The 15850-nt window shown below is 62.6% G+C and carries 14 protein-coding genes; 8 read left to right on the plus strand and 6 right to left on the minus strand.

Going from position 1 to position 15850, the window contains the following annotated elements:
• Positions 1-40 precede the first annotated feature (40 nt).
• Positions 41-913: an SDR family oxidoreductase gene (locus IVA79_RS36445; RefSeq protein ID WP_247562111.1), complete on the minus strand. Its 873-nt coding sequence runs from the start codon at positions 911-913 to the stop codon at positions 41-43.
• Between the two features lie 117 nt (positions 914-1030).
• Here IVA79_RS36445 and IVA79_RS36450 point away from each other — a divergent pair, with 117 nt between their 5' ends.
• The 7 genes from IVA79_RS36450 to IVA79_RS36480 all read left to right on the plus strand — a co-directional run bounded on the left by IVA79_RS36450 (position 1031) and on the right by IVA79_RS36480 (position 6802).
• Positions 1031-1840 carry a crotonase/enoyl-CoA hydratase family protein gene (locus IVA79_RS36450; RefSeq protein ID WP_247562113.1) on the plus strand — a complete coding sequence of 270 codons (810 nt, stop codon included), beginning with the start codon at positions 1031-1033 and terminating at the stop codon, positions 1838-1840.
• Between the two features lie 127 nt (positions 1841-1967).
• Positions 1968-3512, plus strand: coding sequence for an acyl-CoA synthetase (locus tag IVA79_RS36455; protein ID WP_247562114.1), 1545 nt, complete (start codon positions 1968-1970; stop codon positions 3510-3512).
• A 160-nt stretch (positions 3513-3672) separates the two neighbouring features.
• The gene (locus tag IVA79_RS36460) at positions 3673-4077 is read left to right on the plus strand and encodes a YccF domain-containing protein (RefSeq protein ID WP_247562115.1); all 405 of its coding nucleotides are present in this window, start codon (positions 3673-3675) and stop codon (positions 4075-4077) included.
• Between the two features lie 270 nt (positions 4078-4347).
• A complete protein-coding gene (locus IVA79_RS36465; RefSeq protein WP_247562116.1) occupies positions 4348-5322 on the plus strand; it encodes an ABC transporter substrate-binding protein in 975 nt (324 codons plus the stop codon).
• Between the two features lie 457 nt (positions 5323-5779).
• Positions 5780-5962 carry a hypothetical protein gene (locus IVA79_RS36470; RefSeq protein ID WP_247562117.1) on the plus strand — a complete coding sequence of 61 codons (183 nt, stop codon included), beginning with the start codon at positions 5780-5782 and terminating at the stop codon, positions 5960-5962.
• Between the two features lie 179 nt (positions 5963-6141).
• Entirely contained in the window at positions 6142-6384 is a 243-nt protein-coding gene (locus IVA79_RS36475; RefSeq protein WP_247562119.1) for a type II toxin-antitoxin system VapB family antitoxin, read from the plus strand.
• A gap of 1 nt (position 6385) precedes the next feature.
• Positions 6386-6802, plus strand: coding sequence for a type II toxin-antitoxin system VapC family toxin (locus IVA79_RS36480; RefSeq protein WP_247562120.1), 417 nt, complete (start codon positions 6386-6388; stop codon positions 6800-6802).
• A 133-nt stretch (positions 6803-6935) separates the two neighbouring features.
• Here IVA79_RS36480 and IVA79_RS36485 read toward each other — a convergent pair whose 3' ends face one another.
• From IVA79_RS36485 to IVA79_RS36500, 4 genes are all read right to left on the minus strand, one after another.
• Complete coding sequence (locus tag IVA79_RS36485) at positions 6936-7196, minus strand: hypothetical protein (RefSeq protein WP_247562121.1); 261 nt, start codon at positions 7194-7196, stop codon at positions 6936-6938.
• A gap of 269 nt (positions 7197-7465) precedes the next feature.
• Positions 7466-8860 (minus strand): TRAP transporter large permease subunit, encoded by a 1395-nt coding sequence (locus tag IVA79_RS36490; protein WP_247562122.1) that lies wholly within the window; start codon positions 8858-8860, stop codon positions 7466-7468.
• Positions 8861-8886: 26 nt separating this feature from the next.
• The gene (locus IVA79_RS36495; RefSeq protein WP_157329025.1) at positions 8887-9450 is read right to left on the minus strand and encodes a TRAP transporter small permease subunit; all 564 of its coding nucleotides are present in this window, start codon (positions 9448-9450) and stop codon (positions 8887-8889) included.
• Positions 9451-9544: 94 nt separating this feature from the next.
• Positions 9545-10651 carry a TRAP transporter substrate-binding protein gene (locus IVA79_RS36500; protein ID WP_247562123.1) on the minus strand — a complete coding sequence of 369 codons (1107 nt, stop codon included), beginning with the start codon at positions 10649-10651 and terminating at the stop codon, positions 9545-9547.
• A gap of 1115 nt (positions 10652-11766) precedes the next feature.
• On the opposite strand from IVA79_RS36500, the gene ppc reads away from it, so the two are divergent.
• Positions 11767-14565: a phosphoenolpyruvate carboxylase gene (gene ppc, locus IVA79_RS36505; RefSeq protein WP_247562124.1), complete on the plus strand. Its 2799-nt coding sequence runs from the start codon at positions 11767-11769 to the stop codon at positions 14563-14565.
• A 61-nt stretch (positions 14566-14626) separates the two neighbouring features.
• Here ppc and IVA79_RS36510 read toward each other — a convergent pair whose 3' ends face one another.
• Positions 14627-15745: an SMP-30/gluconolactonase/LRE family protein gene (locus tag IVA79_RS36510; protein ID WP_247562125.1), complete on the minus strand. Its 1119-nt coding sequence runs from the start codon at positions 15743-15745 to the stop codon at positions 14627-14629.
• Positions 15746-15850: the final 105 nt, after the last annotated feature.

Genomic DNA, 15850 nt, shown 5'->3' on the forward strand with positions numbered 1-15850 from the left:
TTCCGGACGCGCTGCGCAGCGTCCGGGGCACGAGAGAGTGCTATCCCCGCTTCGCCCGGTCCTTCTCGTTCTGCGCCATGATGCTCTCGCGCGCGGTCTTCCAGTCGTTGTCGCTCCAGTCGCGGAGCTGGTAGAAATTGCCGCCCATGGCGAGGGCCTGCGCACCGTCCATCGCGATGGTCTCGCCGCTGATCCAGTCGCAGCCGCCGGAGATCAGGAACACCGCAAGGTTCTGCAATTCCTCCATGGTGCCGACGCGGCCCATCGGGTTCATCGCCTTGGTGCGTGCGCCGGCCTCGTCGCCGGGCTTGATGCGCTTGCTCATGCCTTCGGTCGGGATTTCGCCGGGCGCGATGGTGTTGAGGCGGATGCCGTAGCGGCCCCATTCGGCCGCGAGCGACATGGTCATGGCGTGGATCGCCGACTTGCTCATCGCGGACGGCACGACGTAAGGCGAGCCGTTGCGCACCCAGGTCGTGGTGATCGACACCACGTTGCCGGGCTGCTTCAGCGCGATCCAGCGCTTGCCGATCGCCTGGGTCACGTAGAACGTGCCGTGCATGACGATGTTGGCGACGGCATCGAAGCCGCGCGGCGACAGCTCCTCGCTGCGCGAGATGAAATTGCCGGCGGCGTTGTTGATGAGATCGGTCAGCGGCGCGTCGCGGAAGATGGTCTCCACCATCTCCTCGACCGCGAGCGCGTTGCGGATGTCGACGCCGTGGCTGGTGACGCGGCCGCCATACTCGGCCATCAGCTCGGTCGCGGTTTCGTCGCACACGATCTTGCGGCGGCCGCAGATGTGCACTTCGGCGCCGAGCTGGAGGAAGCGCGCCGCCATCGATTTGCCGAGGCCGGTGCCGCCGCCGGTCACCAGGATGCGCCGTCCGGCCAGAAGATTTTCCTTGAACATCGCTGTTTCTCCCGTACGGATTGTCAGTTAATTGGTCGATTGACTAAATCCGGCCGCCGGCGTCCTGTAAAGCGGCACTGAACAAGAACAGGCAAGAACTTAGGGGAGAATTCGTCCATGGAAGAGCGCGTCTCGATCTCGATCTCGGAAGGCGTCGCCGACGTGCGCCTGGTGCGTGCGGACAAGATGAATGCGCTCGATCAGGCCATGTTCGAGGCTCTTGTCGCCGCAACCGACCGGCTTTCGAAGGAAAAAGGCGTGCGCGTCGTCGTGCTGTCCGGCGAGGGGCGCGCCTTCTGCGCCGGGCTCGACATGGGGCGTTTTGCCGCCATGAAGGAGAAGGGTGGCAACGGAATTCCGGGTGGCGAAAATCGCGACCTCACCAAGCGGACGCACGGCCAGGCCAATTTTCCGCAACAGGCGGTGTGGGGCTGGCGTCAGCTGCCGGTGCCTGTCATCGCGGCGGTGCACGGCGTTGCCTTCGGCGGCGGTTTCCAGCTCTCGCTCGGCGCCGACATGCGGTTTCTCTCTCCCGATGCGCGGATGTCGGTGATGGAGATCAAATGGGGCCTCGTCCCTGACATGGCGGGCACGCCGATCCTGGCTTCGCTCGTGCGCGACGATATCTTGCGTGATCTCACTTACACCGGCCGCATCTTCTCCGCGCAGGAGGCGATGAGTTACGGCCTCGCCACGCGCATCTGCGACGACCCGCGTGCCGCGGCGCTGGAAGTCGCGCGCGAGATCGCCGGCAAGAGCCCCGATGCGATCCGCGCGGCGAAACGCCTGCTCAACAATCTCTCGGTCGATCCGGGTCCGGCGCTGCTCGCGGAATCGGTCGAGCAGCAGAAGCTGATCGGTAGCGCCAATCAGACCGAAGCTGTGCGCGCCAATCTGGAAAAGCGCGCGGCGAAATTTGTGGATTAACACGGTCCTCATCCCGAGGAGCCGCGTAGCGGCGTCTCGAGGGATAGGCCACGGGCTCTCATGGTTCGAGACGACGCTTCGCGCCTCCTCACCATGAGGGTCAACCCCACCAAAAAGAAAAACAACAATGAGCGAAACGTCTGACTTCCTCGGCATCGTCTCCGGCGACCGCCGCCGCATCCACACTGAGGTCGCAGCCCGCGCCGACCGCATCGCCTCCGGCCTCGCCAGGCTCGGCGTCAAGCCGGGCGATTGCGTCTGCATGCTGATGCGCAACGACATCGCCTTTCTGGAGGCGGCCTACGCCGCAATGCGCCTCGGTGCCTATGGTGTGCCCATCAACTGGCATTTCAAGCCGGAGGAGACCAGCTACATCCTTGAGGATACCGGCACGTCCGTGCTGATCGGACACGCCGACATGCTGCACGCCCTGCGCGATGCGATTCCGGAAGGCGTCACCGTGCTGAGCGTGCCGACGCCGCCGGAGATCCTGTCCAACTACAGGATTGATCCCGATCATCTGAAGGCGCCAGACTTCGCGATCGATTTCGAATCCTGGCTCGCGCAGCACCAGCCCTATGACGGTCCGGTCGTGCCGCAGCCGATGAACATGATCTACACCTCGGGGACGACAGGCCATCCCAAGGGCGTCCGCCGCAACGCGCCGACGCCGGAGCAGCAGGCGGCCGGCGAGCGCATGCGCGCGATGATCTATGGGCTCAAGCCCGGCGCCCGCGCGCTATTGCCGGGCCCGCTCTATCATTCCGCGCCGAACTCGTTCGGCATCCGCGCCGGCAAGCTCGGCGGCGCGCTGGTGCTGATGCCGCGCTTCGAGACCGAAGAATTCCTGCAAGCGATCGAGCGCTACAAAATCGACACCATCTTCATGGTGCCGACCATGTTCATACGCCTGATGAAGCTGCCGGAAGAGGTGCGCAGGAAGTATGACGTTTCCTCGCTCCGCCACGTCATCCACGCCGCCGCGCCATGCCCTGCGGATGTCAAGCGCGCCATGATCGAATGGTGGGGGCCGGTGATCTATGAATTCTACGGCTCGACCGAATCCAGCGCCGTCACCTTCGCGACCTCGGAGGATGCGCTGAGAAAGCCGGGCACCGTCGGCAAGATTTCGCCCGGCGCCGAGCTGCGCTTCCTCAGTGAAGATGGCCGCGTGCTGCCGGCCGGTGAGATCGGCGAGATCTATTCCCGCATGGCGGAGCTTGCCGATTTCACCTACCACAACAAGCCGGAGAAGCGCGCCGAGATCGACCGCGACGGCTTCATCACCTCCGGCGATGTCGGTTATATCGACGAGGAGGGCTACGTCTTCATCTGCGACCGCAAGCGCGACATGGTGATCTCGGGCGGCGTCAACATCTATCCGGCCGAGATCGAAGCGGTGCTGCACGCGCTGCCCGGCGTGCATGATTGCGCGGTGTTCGGCATCCCCGACGCCGAGTTCGGCGAGGCGCTGATGGCGGTGGTCGAGCCGCAAGCAGGCGTCGCGCTCGAGGCCGCCGACGTCCGCGCCGCGCTCAAGGCGCATCTGGCCGACTACAAGGTGCCCAAGCACATCGAAATCCGCGGCGGGTTGCCGCGAGAAGATTCCGGCAAGACCTTCAAGCGCCGTCTGCGCGACCCCTATTGGGAGCAGGCCGGGCGCAAAATCTGACAGTGCCGTAGGGTGGGCAAAGCGAAGCGTGCCCACCAAATTTCGCTTACGAAGACAGATCGTGGGTACGGCGCAAAGCGCCTTTGCCCACCCTAAGCCGCCTTCGCAGAGACAGATTTCGTGCCTATATGAACGGGGTCACTGACTTCCGGATCATCCCATGGCTCCCGTATCCATCATTCTCAACATCCTCTGGATCCTCATCGGCGGCGCCTGGATGGCGTTCGGCTGGCTGATTGCTGCGGTCATCATGGCCGTCACCATCATCGGCCTGCCCTGGGCGCGGGCGGCGTTCAACATCGCCGTCTACACGCTGCTGCCGTTCGGCTCGCGGGCGGTGAACCGCTACGACGTCACGGGGATGAGTGATATCGGCACCGGTCCGCTCGGGCTGATCGGCAACATCATCTGGTTCGTGCTGGCCGGCTGGTGGCTGGCGCTTGGCCACCTCGTGACGGCGGTGGTGCTTGCCGTGACCATCATCGGCCTTCCCTTCGCCTGGGCGCATCTCAAGCTCGCGGGCATCGCGCTCTGGCCGATCGGCAAGGTGATCGTGCCGGCTTGAGGCTCGAAGTCGTCGTTCGTAGTTCGTAGGATGGGTAGAGCGAAGCGAAACCCATCAAGCCCCACTGACGAAGCAGATGGGTTTCGCAAGGGCTCAACCAGCCTATGCGCTTGATCCTAATTGGCGCTTGGGGCCCAGCGGTGACTTTGGAGGTGCAGGTGCCACTGCCCATCGTCCGAACCCGTAAGAGCCCTCTGTACAAGGCCATTTCTTGCGACAAAGATTGGCGCAGCTTGCGTGATCGTTTCGTCGTCTTCGGGGAGCCGGTATATGCTGCGGCGCAACTTCATTCGAATGTTGGGCAGTACGGTTTTGATCTGGCCCGCTCTGGCAACGGGCCAGACCAAGAAAAAAATTTGGCGTGTCGCTTATCTCTATCCAGGCTCTCTCGCGAACCCGGCTGATCATGCGGTATTCGATGTTTTTCGCGCGGAGATGAAGCGACTTGGCTATCTCGAAGGTCAGAATCTCGTCATCGACGATCGGAGCGCAGAGGGAAAGCTTGAACGTTTGCCTGCGTTCTTGACCGAGTTGATTGGTCTAAATCCCGACGTCATCGTTGCCATCACGACTCCGGCCATTGCCGCAGCTCAACGCGCAACGGCGACCATACCGATTATCATGGCCCCAGCGACGGACCCCATTGGATCGGGCTTCATCAAGAGCTTCTCCCATCCGGGCGCAAATATTACCGGCATGGCTAACATGATGGGTGATTCAGTCGGCAAGGCCGTCGAACTCCTCCACACGATCGTTCCATCGGCTAAGCGCATTGCCGTGTTGACTTCCAACAATCCGACGCATCCTGAACAGTACCAATTGGCCAAAATTGCCGCCAATACTCTGGGACTATCGGCGGTTCAGGTGGCTGCTCCGACGCCCGACGATCTTGAGGCGGCTTTTGAGACAATGAAGCAGGAAAGCTGCGAGGCCCTCTTGGTGCTCGGGGATGTCACGCGACCAACCATTCCAGGCTTGGCTGCGAAGATAAAACTGCCGGCAGTCTACCAATCGGGCCCATTCATGCCTCTGGGCGCGCTGGCGAGTTACCATCCCAAGATCGAGGAGATCTACGTGAAGGTGGCGCAGTACGTCGACCGGATCTTCAAAGGGGCCAACCCGGCCGATTACCCAGTCGAACAGCCGGTGGTTTTCGAGCTTGGCGTCAATCTGAAAACGGCCGCAGCGCTTGGCGTTACGATTCCGGACAGTGTCTTGGCGCGGGCCGATCGCATCATTGAGTAGACGCGGAGCATTTCCGGTCCCGGCCCGAAGCTGCCCCAGCTGAGCGCGGAGCAAGGGACTGCATTCAAGGCGAGAACGGACAATTGCTGGCTTAGTTCGTAGGATGGGTAGAGCGAAGCGAAACCCATCAAAGCCCCACTGACGAAGCAGATGGTTTTTGCAAAGGCTCAACCCATCCTACGCGCGCTGAAGGGCACGACGTCCTCCACCCTTATCGACCTCAAAAGGAGAGAAGGATGCTAGGGAAAGCGAAGGTGGCCACCCGTCTTCCAGCCAAGGATCTGGACCGGGCGCGGACGTTCTATTCCGAGAAACTCGGGCTCGACCCGGTCGAGCAGCGCGAGGGTGGACTGCGCTACGTCTGCGCGAATGGCGAGTTTGCAATTTTCATCTCGGCCGGCGTGCAATCCGGCACGCATACGCAGATGGCTGGGAAGTCGAGGACATCGAGGCAACGGTGCGGGAGCTTCGCGCGCGCGGAGTCAAGTTCGAGGAATACGACCTGCCGGGCCTGAAGACCGTGAACGGGATCGCCGACATCGCCGGGAATTATGCAAGCAAGGGCGTCGGCGAGAGAGGCGCATGGTTCCGCGACAGCGAAGGCAACCTGCTTGGAATCGGGCAACCTGTTCGAGCCTGACAGGGCGTAGGATGGGTAGAGCGCAGCGAACCCATCATTCTCTCCGCCGATCACGAAATTGATGGGTTTCGCAAGAGCTCAACCCATCCTACGCGCTAACGCCCTCCGCCCGGCCATCACCTCTTGCTTGTCCATACAGATGCATTATATTGTCCATACAACTATTCTGGGCGCCAGTCATGTCAACATTCAGTGTTCGCGATCCTCGCGCAGCTCAGCTTGCCCGGAAGCTCGCAAAGCTGAGGGGGAGCACGATGACGGAGGCGGTCATTACGGCCCTCGAGAACGAGGTGAAGCGTGAGCGCGACACTGCTCGCCTGGCCGATCGCTATGCTGCGATTGCTGGGGACCTCGCCGCCAAGGCCGGTCCTAACCCGCGCGAGATGACCAAGGACGACATCGACGAGATGTGGGGACATTAGGATGTTCGTCGATTCGTCGGTCTTCGTGGCCATTCTGACGAACGAGCCGGAGGCGCGTGATTTCTCGAATGCGATCGAGGCGGCCAGACATTGTTACACATGCGGCATCGCCCGCCTCGAAACCGTGATGACCGTCTCGACCAGGCTCGATATCGCACCGGTCGAGGTCGACGCGGCATTCGATCGTCTGCTTGAAGAGCGCGGCATCGGCGTCGTGGATATCACCGATGCCATTGGGCGTGAGGCCGTGGCGGCGTTTGCGCGATATGGCAAGGGACGGGGGCATCCGGCGCGGCTCAATCTGGGAGATTGTCTGATATACGCCAGCGCGAAGGCCCATCGTGAGCCGCTGCTCTACAAGGGCGCCGACTTTGCCAAGACGGACATGAAGCCGGCGCGCCGGTCGAAAGGCGAATAACCAGCGGTTGCGGCCAGCTCATAGGACGGTAGAGCGCCAGCGAAACTCGTCAATGTGCCCGTTGCTGACAAAGTGATGGCTTTCGCAAGGGCTCGGCCCATCCTACGCACTGATGACCCGAAGCGAGAGTCGCCTATTCGATTTTCAATCGGAGGAAGAGGGCGCCTGCAAATCCAACCGAGAGACATATTCCAAGCGTGTAGCCAGCTGGATTCAGGAAACCATGTCGGTCGGCAAGAACGGTGAGGGCGATAGATGTAATCACTTGCGCGATCCAAACTCGCCACGCTGCTTCCAGCGCTTTCCCAAAGGTCATCCGACGAAGATAAAGCACCACCCATGATGGTGCCAACAAGACAACCAGCAGAACAAAGATCGCGACCGCCGCAAACATTCGTGCTTATTCCGCCTGCCCATAAAGCCGAGACTACTCCTGTTTATCGCTTAGCTCGTAGGATGGGTGGAGCGCCAGCGAAACCCATCAAACCGTCCGCCGATGACGCAGTGCTCTCCTTCATGACGAAGCATTAGCAAGGTCCGCTTTGATCGTTGCGAGGTAGTTGGTCCATCGGCGAAGCGGTGGGTCGCCTGCCTTGAGGTCTGCTTCCCGGGCTCTAGCGGGCGCGAATTGCTCGCATCGAGCAGCGCACGCAATCGCGCGGGCTACTTCTTTTTTGGTGTCAACCAGTCCTCGTCTTCCAGGGACGGTGCTTGTTTCTGCTGCTCCAGGATTTTTCTGTACTCCTCGGGGATCACCTGGCTGCGAGATGCTTCGTGCAGCGTGTGTGGGAACCAGGTCGCAATGCCCGGGAAGGCAATCATCAGGCCAACGCAGATCACCTGCAGCATCATGAACTGGAACATGCCAGCGTAGATCGTCGCCAGACTCCAGCCCTTGACCACCTGCTTGAGATAGTACGCTGACATGGCGACCGGCGGCGATAGGAAGGCAGTCTGCAGCACCACCGCAACCAACGCTCCGAACCATATGAGGTCGATGCCCATGCCTTTCACGACGGGATAGAAGATCGGCAGAAACACCAGGATGATGGCCGGCCACTCAAACGGCCACCCCAGCAGGAAAATGAGAAAGAGCACGACAATCAGCATGAGGCTCGGCGGCAACTGGAGGCCGAGCATGGTCTCGGTGATCCAGTTCGCCGAGCCGAGGCGGGCGAACACTGCACCGAAGATGTTCGACGTGACGGCCAGCAGCAGGACCATGCTCGACGTCGCCATCGTCGAGGTCATAGCGCGCTGCAGTCCGCTGAACGAGAACCTGCCATATGCGATGGCGAGGAGCAGCGCGCCGACGCTGCCGATGCCGGCGGCCTCCGTCGGCGTCGCAAGCCCCCCGATGATCGAGCCGAGCGTCGCCGTGATGAGCCCGAGCAGCGGCAGCGTGCCGATGACCACCTCGCGCGCAATGTGTCCAGCGGAGTGGATCCGCTCGTCCTTTGGCACCGGCGGCCCGAGCTTGGGATTAAGGAAGGAGCGGCCCATCAGATAGGCGATGTAGACGCCGGCCAGCAGAAAGCCCGGTCCGAAGGCTGCAGCATACAGATCGGCGACCGAAACCCCGAGCACCGGCCCCATCACGATCAGCATGACCGACGGGGGGATGAGAATACCAAGCGTGCCGCCCGCCGTGATGGTGCCCGCTGAAAGCTTGGCATCATAGCCCGCCTTCGTCATGATCGGCGAGGCCATGATGCCAAGAACGGTGACGGCTGCGCCAACGATACCTGTCGCCATCGCGAACACGGTCGAGGTCAGGATGACGACGAGGAAGAGTGCGCCGCGCACCGGCGCAAGCAGCATGCGGAACGCCGTAAAAAGACGCTCCATGAGTCCGGCCTGCTCGGTGATGAAGCCCATGAAGATGAACAGCGGTACGGCGGCGAGGAGTTCTTCCTTCATCATGCCGATGGTCTGGAAGTAACCAAGCTCGAAGACCGTCCCGCCCATGCCCCAGTATCCGAACGAGAAGGCGAGAAACAGCAACGTGAACGAGATCGGCACACCGATGAAGATCGCGCCAAGCAGCACCAGCAGCATGATGAGGCCGATGAGCGCTTCTGCAGTCATATCTCGACTTTCTCCTTGTGCTCGAGTTCGACACCGGTGCGTGCCATGTAGATGCTCTTGATCAACTCGGACACGCCCTGGACCAGCAGCAGGAGGCAGGCGAACGGAACGACGAATTTGAACGGCCACAGCACGGGCCGCCACGGTGTCTGGTCCGAAGTCTCGTTGATCAGCCAGGCGTAGTAAAATTCGTTCCAGCTGATCAGGAACAGCATGATCAGGCTCGGGAAGAAGAAGACGACATAGGAGATCGTATCGATCCAGCCCTTCCTACGGATCGAGAACTTCTCCCAGAAGAAGTCGGTACGGATATGAGCACCCTTGTGCAGGGCGTAAGCGGCGCCAAGCATGAAGAGCGAGCCGTACAGCATGTAGGTTGCGTCGTAGGCCCATATGGTCGGCGCGTTGAACAGGTAACGCGCTCCAACCTCGTAGGCGACGGCGAGAACCAGCGGCACCGAGAGCCACGAGATGATCGTGCCGGTCCGGTCCGTAAAGCCGTCGATCATCCTAATGATGGCCAGTAGCGCCGGCGGCTGCCTGCCTGTTATCTCGGCCATGCCTCGCCCCTTTCGCCGATCGTTCGTGCGGCGCAAAGCAGGCCGCCCGCGTGCGCATCGAGGGCGGCCACATCGGCCGCCCTCGGAGGAAGTCTTATTTCTCGAGCGGGAAGTAGTAGTTCGCCATGAAGGAGTATGGCGGGAAATAGGACCTCTTGTACGGCACCACAGCGCTGGCATAAGCCTTCTGCGAGTCGTGCACCTTCTTGAAGAACGGGTTCCTGGCGCCCTCGGCCGCCGCGATCTCGTCCCACTTCTTGATGAAGGCCAGCAGGATCTCCGTCGGCGTGCGCAGGATCTGTACGCCGTGCTTCTGCTGCATCTCAATCAGCGCATCGGCGTTCTGGCGCTGCCACTTGGTCCACCAGACGAGGAATGTCTCGTTGGCCGCCGACTTGATTATCTCCTGATGTTGCGGGCTGAGCTCCTTCCACACATCGCCGTTGATGACGATTTCGCCGACCGTCACGTTCTCATGCAAGCCGGGGGAATAGTGATACTTCCAGACGTTGTGGAAGCCGAGTTGCAGATCCTCGATGCCGCCGACCCATTCAGCGCAATCGATCACGCCGCGTTGCGCAGAGGGAATGATCTCTCCGCCGGGCATGTTGACCACCGTGAAGCCGAGCGCCTGCCACACTTCGCCGGCCATTCCGGTCTGGCGGCATTTCATGCCCTTCATGTCCTCGACCGTCTGAATCGGCTTCTTGAACCAGCCGAACGCCTGCGGCCCTGCAGGCAGGATTGGAAACACGACGAGATTGAGCTTGAGCTCCTTCTGATAAAATTCGTTGTAAAGCTCGAGGCCGCCGCCGTGATAGAGCCAACCCAACACGTCGATGAAGTCCATGCCGAAAGTACCGCCGGGACCGCCGGTGAACAGGATCGCGGTCTTGCTCTTGCCGGTCCAGTAGCCGGCCCACGCATGCGCTCCGTCGAGCACCTTCTTGTGGGTTGCGTCCAGCACCTCGAACGCCGGCACGACCTGGCCGGCGGGCATCGCCTCGATCTTCAGCGCGCCGGCCGACAGCTTGTTCACCCGGTCGGCGAAATAGGTGAAGTTGTCGTAGAGCGTGAGCGACGCCGGCCATGTGGCCTGCATCTTCAACACCTTCGTCTGCGCCATGACTGTTGTGGTGGATCCGAAAAACGCCGAAGCGATCAGGGCAACGGCGATCAACCCCAGAAACAAGCGTTTCATGAGCCATCTCCTCCCTTGGACAACGTGATCGCGGCGAACTATTCTCTTCGTTGTTCTTGGTCGCCAAATTTTCAAACCACGTCTGTCACCATTCTGCCACCATTGCCGCAAGTTGTCATCTTGCTTTCTGGCCGCAGCTCAGCAGAGCGGAGCGGACCCCAAACTCGATGAGGCCGGTTTCATCTAAGCTCCACTTGCTGGCTGGAGCCTGTTCATTGCGGTCAATGAACATATCTCCGGTGCTGCGGGACGCGGCCAGGTGATGCTGCGCACACCATCCCTCGCGTCACCCGACGGGCAAAACACGCCAGATGCAGGTCAAGGGACGGAGCTACAAAATATTCTGATTGACCGAATTTGAGGTTTCGGGTAAACCGCATTCCATCCCGGCCCGTCAAAGGGACGTTTCGCGATCGTCACGATACGTAGGCCGGGATGCGATGGACGCGGCAGCGCCGGCGCGTGACGGGATGGCAGGGCGGGCGAGGCTCGTGAGTCGTCGCGATCCGCGGTACGACACGGCGCGGTCACAGCGTTTCTTTTCGGCATTGGGGGCGAGCACGCGCGAGCTTCCGACTGTCCGGGGGGAAACGTCCGCGGACGGCAAAAGCGTGTGGTCCTGACGCCCGGGGTCTGTGCGTCAAGGCTTGCGGTGGTGAAGCGGCCCGACCGGGCGCGCGCATCGATCAGCCGCAAGGCGACGGGGGCAATAGTGCATCGCTCCCCGGGGAGAGCACGCCATAAGCCGTAAAACCATTGCGCAGGGAAGGCCGGGAGCCCGGCAACACCTGTGGTCACCCCGCGTGCGTCTTGTCGCGTGCGGACCTTGGGTGCCAGCCGGCGCCCGGCCTTCCCTGCGCCCTTTTTCCTGATGAGGGCGAAACGGACAGCAAAGCTCGGGCGCAACACGCCGCGAGATCGCGAAGGCATGTTTGTCGATGAGATTGCAGCTCTCGTGCCCCGGACGCAGCGCAGTGCTTGAGGCGTTGCAGCGCGTCCGGGACACAGCGGCGGCAGTGTGCACCGCCCCCAAGTTCACCTTGCGCTGCGGTAGAAAAATATCGCACACTCGGTTGTGCCGGGCATCCAAGCGAGCTCGAACCAAGGAGCGAGCCATGTCCCTCCAGACTGTACCATCCGAGGCCGCTGAGCAGCGCCCCAACCGTCCCGAGGACGTTCAGGCCACGGAAGCGGAGGCGCGGCTGCGGGACGACATCCGCCTGCTCGGGCGCATTCTCGGCGACACCGTGCGCGACCAGGAGGGCGCCGATGTGTTCGACCTGGTCGAGCGCATCCGGCAGACCTCGATCCGGTTCCACCGCGACGAGGACCGGCTCGCCCGCCGCGAACTCGAGCAGATCCTGGACGGCATGTCGATCCCGGACACCCTGCGGATCGTGCGCGCCTTCAGCTATTTCTCCCACCTTGCCAACATCGCCGAGGACCACAACAACATCCGCCAGATGCGCGCGCGCAGCGCCTCGCGGAGCGGCGGGGCAGGGGTGCTCGCGGGCACGCTGGCGAATGCCAAGGGCGCGGGCGTGAGCGCAGCGGAACTGCGGAAGTTCTTCAAGGAAGCTCTCGTCAGCCCCGTGCTGACCGCGCACCCGACCGAGGTCCGCCGCAAGAGCACGATGGACCGCGAAATGGAGGTCGCCGCGCTGCTCGACCGCCGCGAGCGCGTCGCGCTCACGCCGGAGGAGGCTGAGGTCAGCGACGAGCAGCTTCGCCGCGAGGTGCTGACGCTATGGCAGACCAACCTGTTGCGCCGGACCAAGCTGACGGTGTTGGACGAGGTCTCCAACGGCCTGTCGTTCTACGATTACACCTTCCTGCGCGAGGTGCCGCGCCTGGTCAACGCGCTGGAGGACCGGCTAGAGGAGGGCGGCGAACAGGCGGCCTCCGAGCTCGCCTCGTTCCTGCGCATGGGCAGCTGGATCGGCGGCGACCGCGACGGCAATCCCTTCGTCACCGCCGACGTCATGCGCGGCACGCTGCGGCTGCAGTCGAGCCGCGTCATGCAGTTCTATCTGAACGAGCTGCACGTGCTCGGCTCGGAATTGTCGATCGCGGCGCATCTGGCCGACGTTTCCGAGGAGCTGCGTAACCTGGCGGAGCGCTCGCCGGACACCTCGCCGCACCGGAGCGGCGAGCCCTATCGCCTCGCGGTCTCAGGCATCTATGCGCGCCTGACCGCGACGGCCGAAAAGCTCGAGGTCGAGATCACGCGCCGGCCGGTCGGCAAGGGCAAGCCCTACGAGAGCGTCAGGGAGCTGCAGGCCGATCTCGACGTGTTGCACCGCTCGCTGATCTCCAACAACGCCCGCGTCATCGCCCGCGGCCGGCTGCGGCTCTTGCGGCGTGCGGTGGACTGTTTCGGCTTTCACCTCGCCCGGCTCGACATCCGCCAGAATTCGGCGGTGCACGAGCGCACCATCGCCGAGCTGATGGATGCCGCCAATCCCGGCATGTCCTATCTCGCGCTCGGCGAGGACGCCCGCATCTCGCTGCTCACCAACGAATTGCGCTCGACGCGCGCGCTGGTCTCGCCCTTCGTCAAATACAGCGACGAGACCATGGGCGAGCTCAACGTGTTCCATGCCGCGGCTGAAGCGCATGCGAAGTTCGGCTCGGACGCCATTCCCCAATGCATCATCTCGATGTGCAAGGGCATGTCCGACATGCTCGAGGTCGCGGTGCTGCTGAAAGAGGTCGGTCTCGTCCATCCCTCCGGGCGCAGCGCCATCAACATCGTGCCGCTGTTCGAGACCATCGAGGATCTGCAGGCCTCAAGCGGCATCATGGACCGCATGCTGTCGCTGCACGATTACCGCCGCCTGGTCGACAGCCGCGGCAGCGTGCAGGAGGTCATGCTCGGCTATTCCGACTCGAACAAGGATGGCGGCTTCGTCACCTCGGGCTGGGAGCTCTACAAGGCCGAGATCGGTCTCGTCGAGGTGTTCGAGCGCCACGGCGTGCGCTTACGCCTGTTCCACGGCCGCGGCGGCTCTGTGGGGCGCGGCGGCGGGCCGAGCTATGACGCCATCATCGCCCAGCCCGGCGGCGCGGTGAACGGGCAGATCCGCATCACCGAGCAGGGCGAGATCATCTCGTCGAAATATTCCAACGCGGAAGTCGGCCGCAACAATCTGGAGATCCTCGCGGCTGCGACGTTGGAGGCGAGCCTGTTGCAGCCGCGCCAGAGCGCGCCGCGCCGCGAATACCTCACCGCGATGGACGAGCTTTCGAATCTCGCATTCAAGGCTTATCGCGGCCTCGTCTACGAGACCGACGGCTTCGTCGATTATTTCTGGTCATCGACCGTCATCAACGAGATCGCGACGCTGAACATCGGCAGCCGGCCGGCCTCGCGCAAGAAGACCCGCGCGATCGAGGATCTGCGCGCGATTCCCTGGGTGTTCTCCTGGGCGCAATGCCGCCTGATGCTGCCGGGTTGGTACGGTTTCGGCAGCGCGGTCGAGCAGTGGATCGCGGAGCATCCGCAACAGGGCATGCCGTTCCTGAAAGAGCTCTACCAGGAATGGCCGTTCTTCCGCATGCTCTTGTCGAACATGGACATGGTGCTGGCGAAAAGCTCGATCGCGATCGCCTCGCGCTATGCCGAGCTGGTGCCCGACGAAGCGCTGCGCGAAAAGATCTTCGGGCGCATCCGCCGCGAATGGCATTCCTGCATCGAGACGCTGCTCGACATCATGGGCCAGGACCGGCTGCTGCAGGGCAACCCGCTGCTGGAGCGCTCGGTGCGTCACCGCTTCCCCTATCTCGATCCGCTCAACCACGTGCAGGTCGAGCTGTTGAAGGAGCACCGCGCCCAGAACCCGGACGAGCAGGTGCTGCGCGGGATTCAGCTGACGATCAACGGGATTTCGGCGGGGTTGCGGAATACGGGGTAGGGGCGAATGGCGAGTAGCGAGTGGCGAATGAACCCTACTCGCCATTCGCCACTCACCGCACTCAACAGAAATGCGCGCCTTGCGTCTCCACGTAGACCGCATAGAGCGACTGGCTCGCGGTCATGAACAGGCGGTTGCGCTTCTTGCCGCCGAAGCACACATTGGCGCAGGTCTCGGGCAACAGGATCTGCCCGATCCGCGCGCCGTCGGTCGGCGCGAACACCTGCACGCCGTCATAGCCGGGCCCGACCCAGCCGGCGCCGACCCAGATGTTGCCCTCGGTGTCGACGCGCAATCCGTCGGGGAAGCCCGACTTGCCCTCGAGCTTCATGTCGATCAGCTTCTTCGGGTTCGACAGCTTGGCTCCGTCGATGTCATAGGACCACACCACGTTCTCGGCCTGCGGATAATGCGTGATGCCGGTGTCGCAGACATAGAGCTTCTTGTAGTCGTGGCTGAAGGCGATGCCATTGGGCTTGAACGGCTCGTCCGCGACCTTCGCGACCTGCCCGGTCTGGGTGTCCAGGCGATAGACCGCTTCCTTCTGGTGCGGCTGCAGCGAGCCGGTATTGGCGAGCTTGCCCTCGTAGATGCTGATCGCGCCATAGCCGGGATCGGTGAACCAGATCGCCTTGTCGTTGGGATGCACCACCATGTCGTTCGGGCCGTTGAGCGGCTTGCCATTGGCCTGCTCGGCCAGCGTCGTGATCGAGCCGTCATGCTCGTAGCGGACAAGGCGCGTGCGCTCGGCGCTGAGCTGGCGTCCCTCGGTGTCGAACGAGTTGCCGTTGGCCTCATTCGACGGCTTGTGGAATTGCTCGGAGATGTGGCCGTCATCGTCGAGGTAGCGAAGCTGTCGATTGGCCGGGATGTCGCTCCAGACGAGATATTGTCCCTGCGCATTCCACGCCGGCCCTTCCGCCCACAGGCAGCCGGTGTAGAGCCGCTTGATCGCAGTGTTGCCGACCCTGGCCTTGAAGCGCTTGGGGTCGATGACGAGGATGTCGGGGTCGGGATAGCGCTGCGGCTCGGCATTGGCGCCGAAGTCGCGGGCGTCGGCTCGCGAGGCGAGCAGGGCCGATGCCGCGACGGTCGCCGCACCCTTGAGGAGCGTGCGGCGGCCGAGACCGTCACGCTCGCTTGCAGTCGTGGCGTCGGAGTTGGTCAGTATTCTTGTCATGGTTTCCTCCCAAAGTTTCGTTGGGAGGCCACCATTCGCCCGCATTCGGGCGTAAAGCGGGGCGATCTCTGGCGGAGACAACCAGAGTTCGCAGGGCAGGGATGC

The sequence above is a fragment of the Bradyrhizobium sp. 138 genome (assembly GCF_023074075.1).
In the GTDB taxonomy this organism is placed as follows: Bacteria; Pseudomonadota; Alphaproteobacteria; order Rhizobiales; family Xanthobacteraceae; genus Bradyrhizobium.

Excerpts from the sequence above, each read along its gene's own strand:
- IVA79_RS36510 (WP_247562125.1), bottom strand. The coding sequence starts at position 15,745 with ATGACAAGAATACTGACCAACTCCGACGCCACGACTGCAAGCGAGCGT.
- IVA79_RS36490 (WP_247562122.1), bottom strand. The coding sequence starts at position 8,860 with ATGCTGCTGGTGCTGCTTGGCGCGATCTTCATCGGTGTGCCGATCTCG.
- IVA79_RS36445 (WP_247562111.1), bottom strand. The coding sequence starts at position 913 with ATGTTCAAGGAAAATCTTCTGGCCGGACGGCGCATCCTGGTGACCGGC.
- IVA79_RS36475 (WP_247562119.1), top strand. The coding sequence starts at position 6,142 with ATGTCAACATTCAGTGTTCGCGATCCTCGCGCAGCTCAGCTTGCCCGG.
- IVA79_RS36465 (WP_247562116.1), top strand. The coding sequence starts at position 4,348 with ATGCTGCGGCGCAACTTCATTCGAATGTTGGGCAGTACGGTTTTGATC.
- ppc (WP_247562124.1), top strand. The coding sequence starts at position 11,767 with ATGTCCCTCCAGACTGTACCATCCGAGGCCGCTGAGCAGCGCCCCAAC.
- IVA79_RS36460 (WP_247562115.1), top strand. The coding sequence starts at position 3,673 with ATGGCTCCCGTATCCATCATTCTCAACATCCTCTGGATCCTCATCGGC.
- IVA79_RS36450 (WP_247562113.1), top strand. The coding sequence starts at position 1,031 with ATGGAAGAGCGCGTCTCGATCTCGATCTCGGAAGGCGTCGCCGACGTG.
- IVA79_RS36480 (WP_247562120.1), top strand. The coding sequence starts at position 6,386 with ATGTTCGTCGATTCGTCGGTCTTCGTGGCCATTCTGACGAACGAGCCG.
- IVA79_RS36455 (WP_247562114.1), top strand. The coding sequence starts at position 1,968 with ATGAGCGAAACGTCTGACTTCCTCGGCATCGTCTCCGGCGACCGCCGC.
- IVA79_RS36495 (WP_157329025.1), bottom strand. The coding sequence starts at position 9,450 with ATGGCCGAGATAACAGGCAGGCAGCCGCCGGCGCTACTGGCCATCATT.
- IVA79_RS36485 (WP_247562121.1), bottom strand. The coding sequence starts at position 7,196 with ATGTTTGCGGCGGTCGCGATCTTTGTTCTGCTGGTTGTCTTGTTGGCA.
- IVA79_RS36500 (WP_247562123.1), bottom strand. The coding sequence starts at position 10,651 with ATGAAACGCTTGTTTCTGGGGTTGATCGCCGTTGCCCTGATCGCTTCG.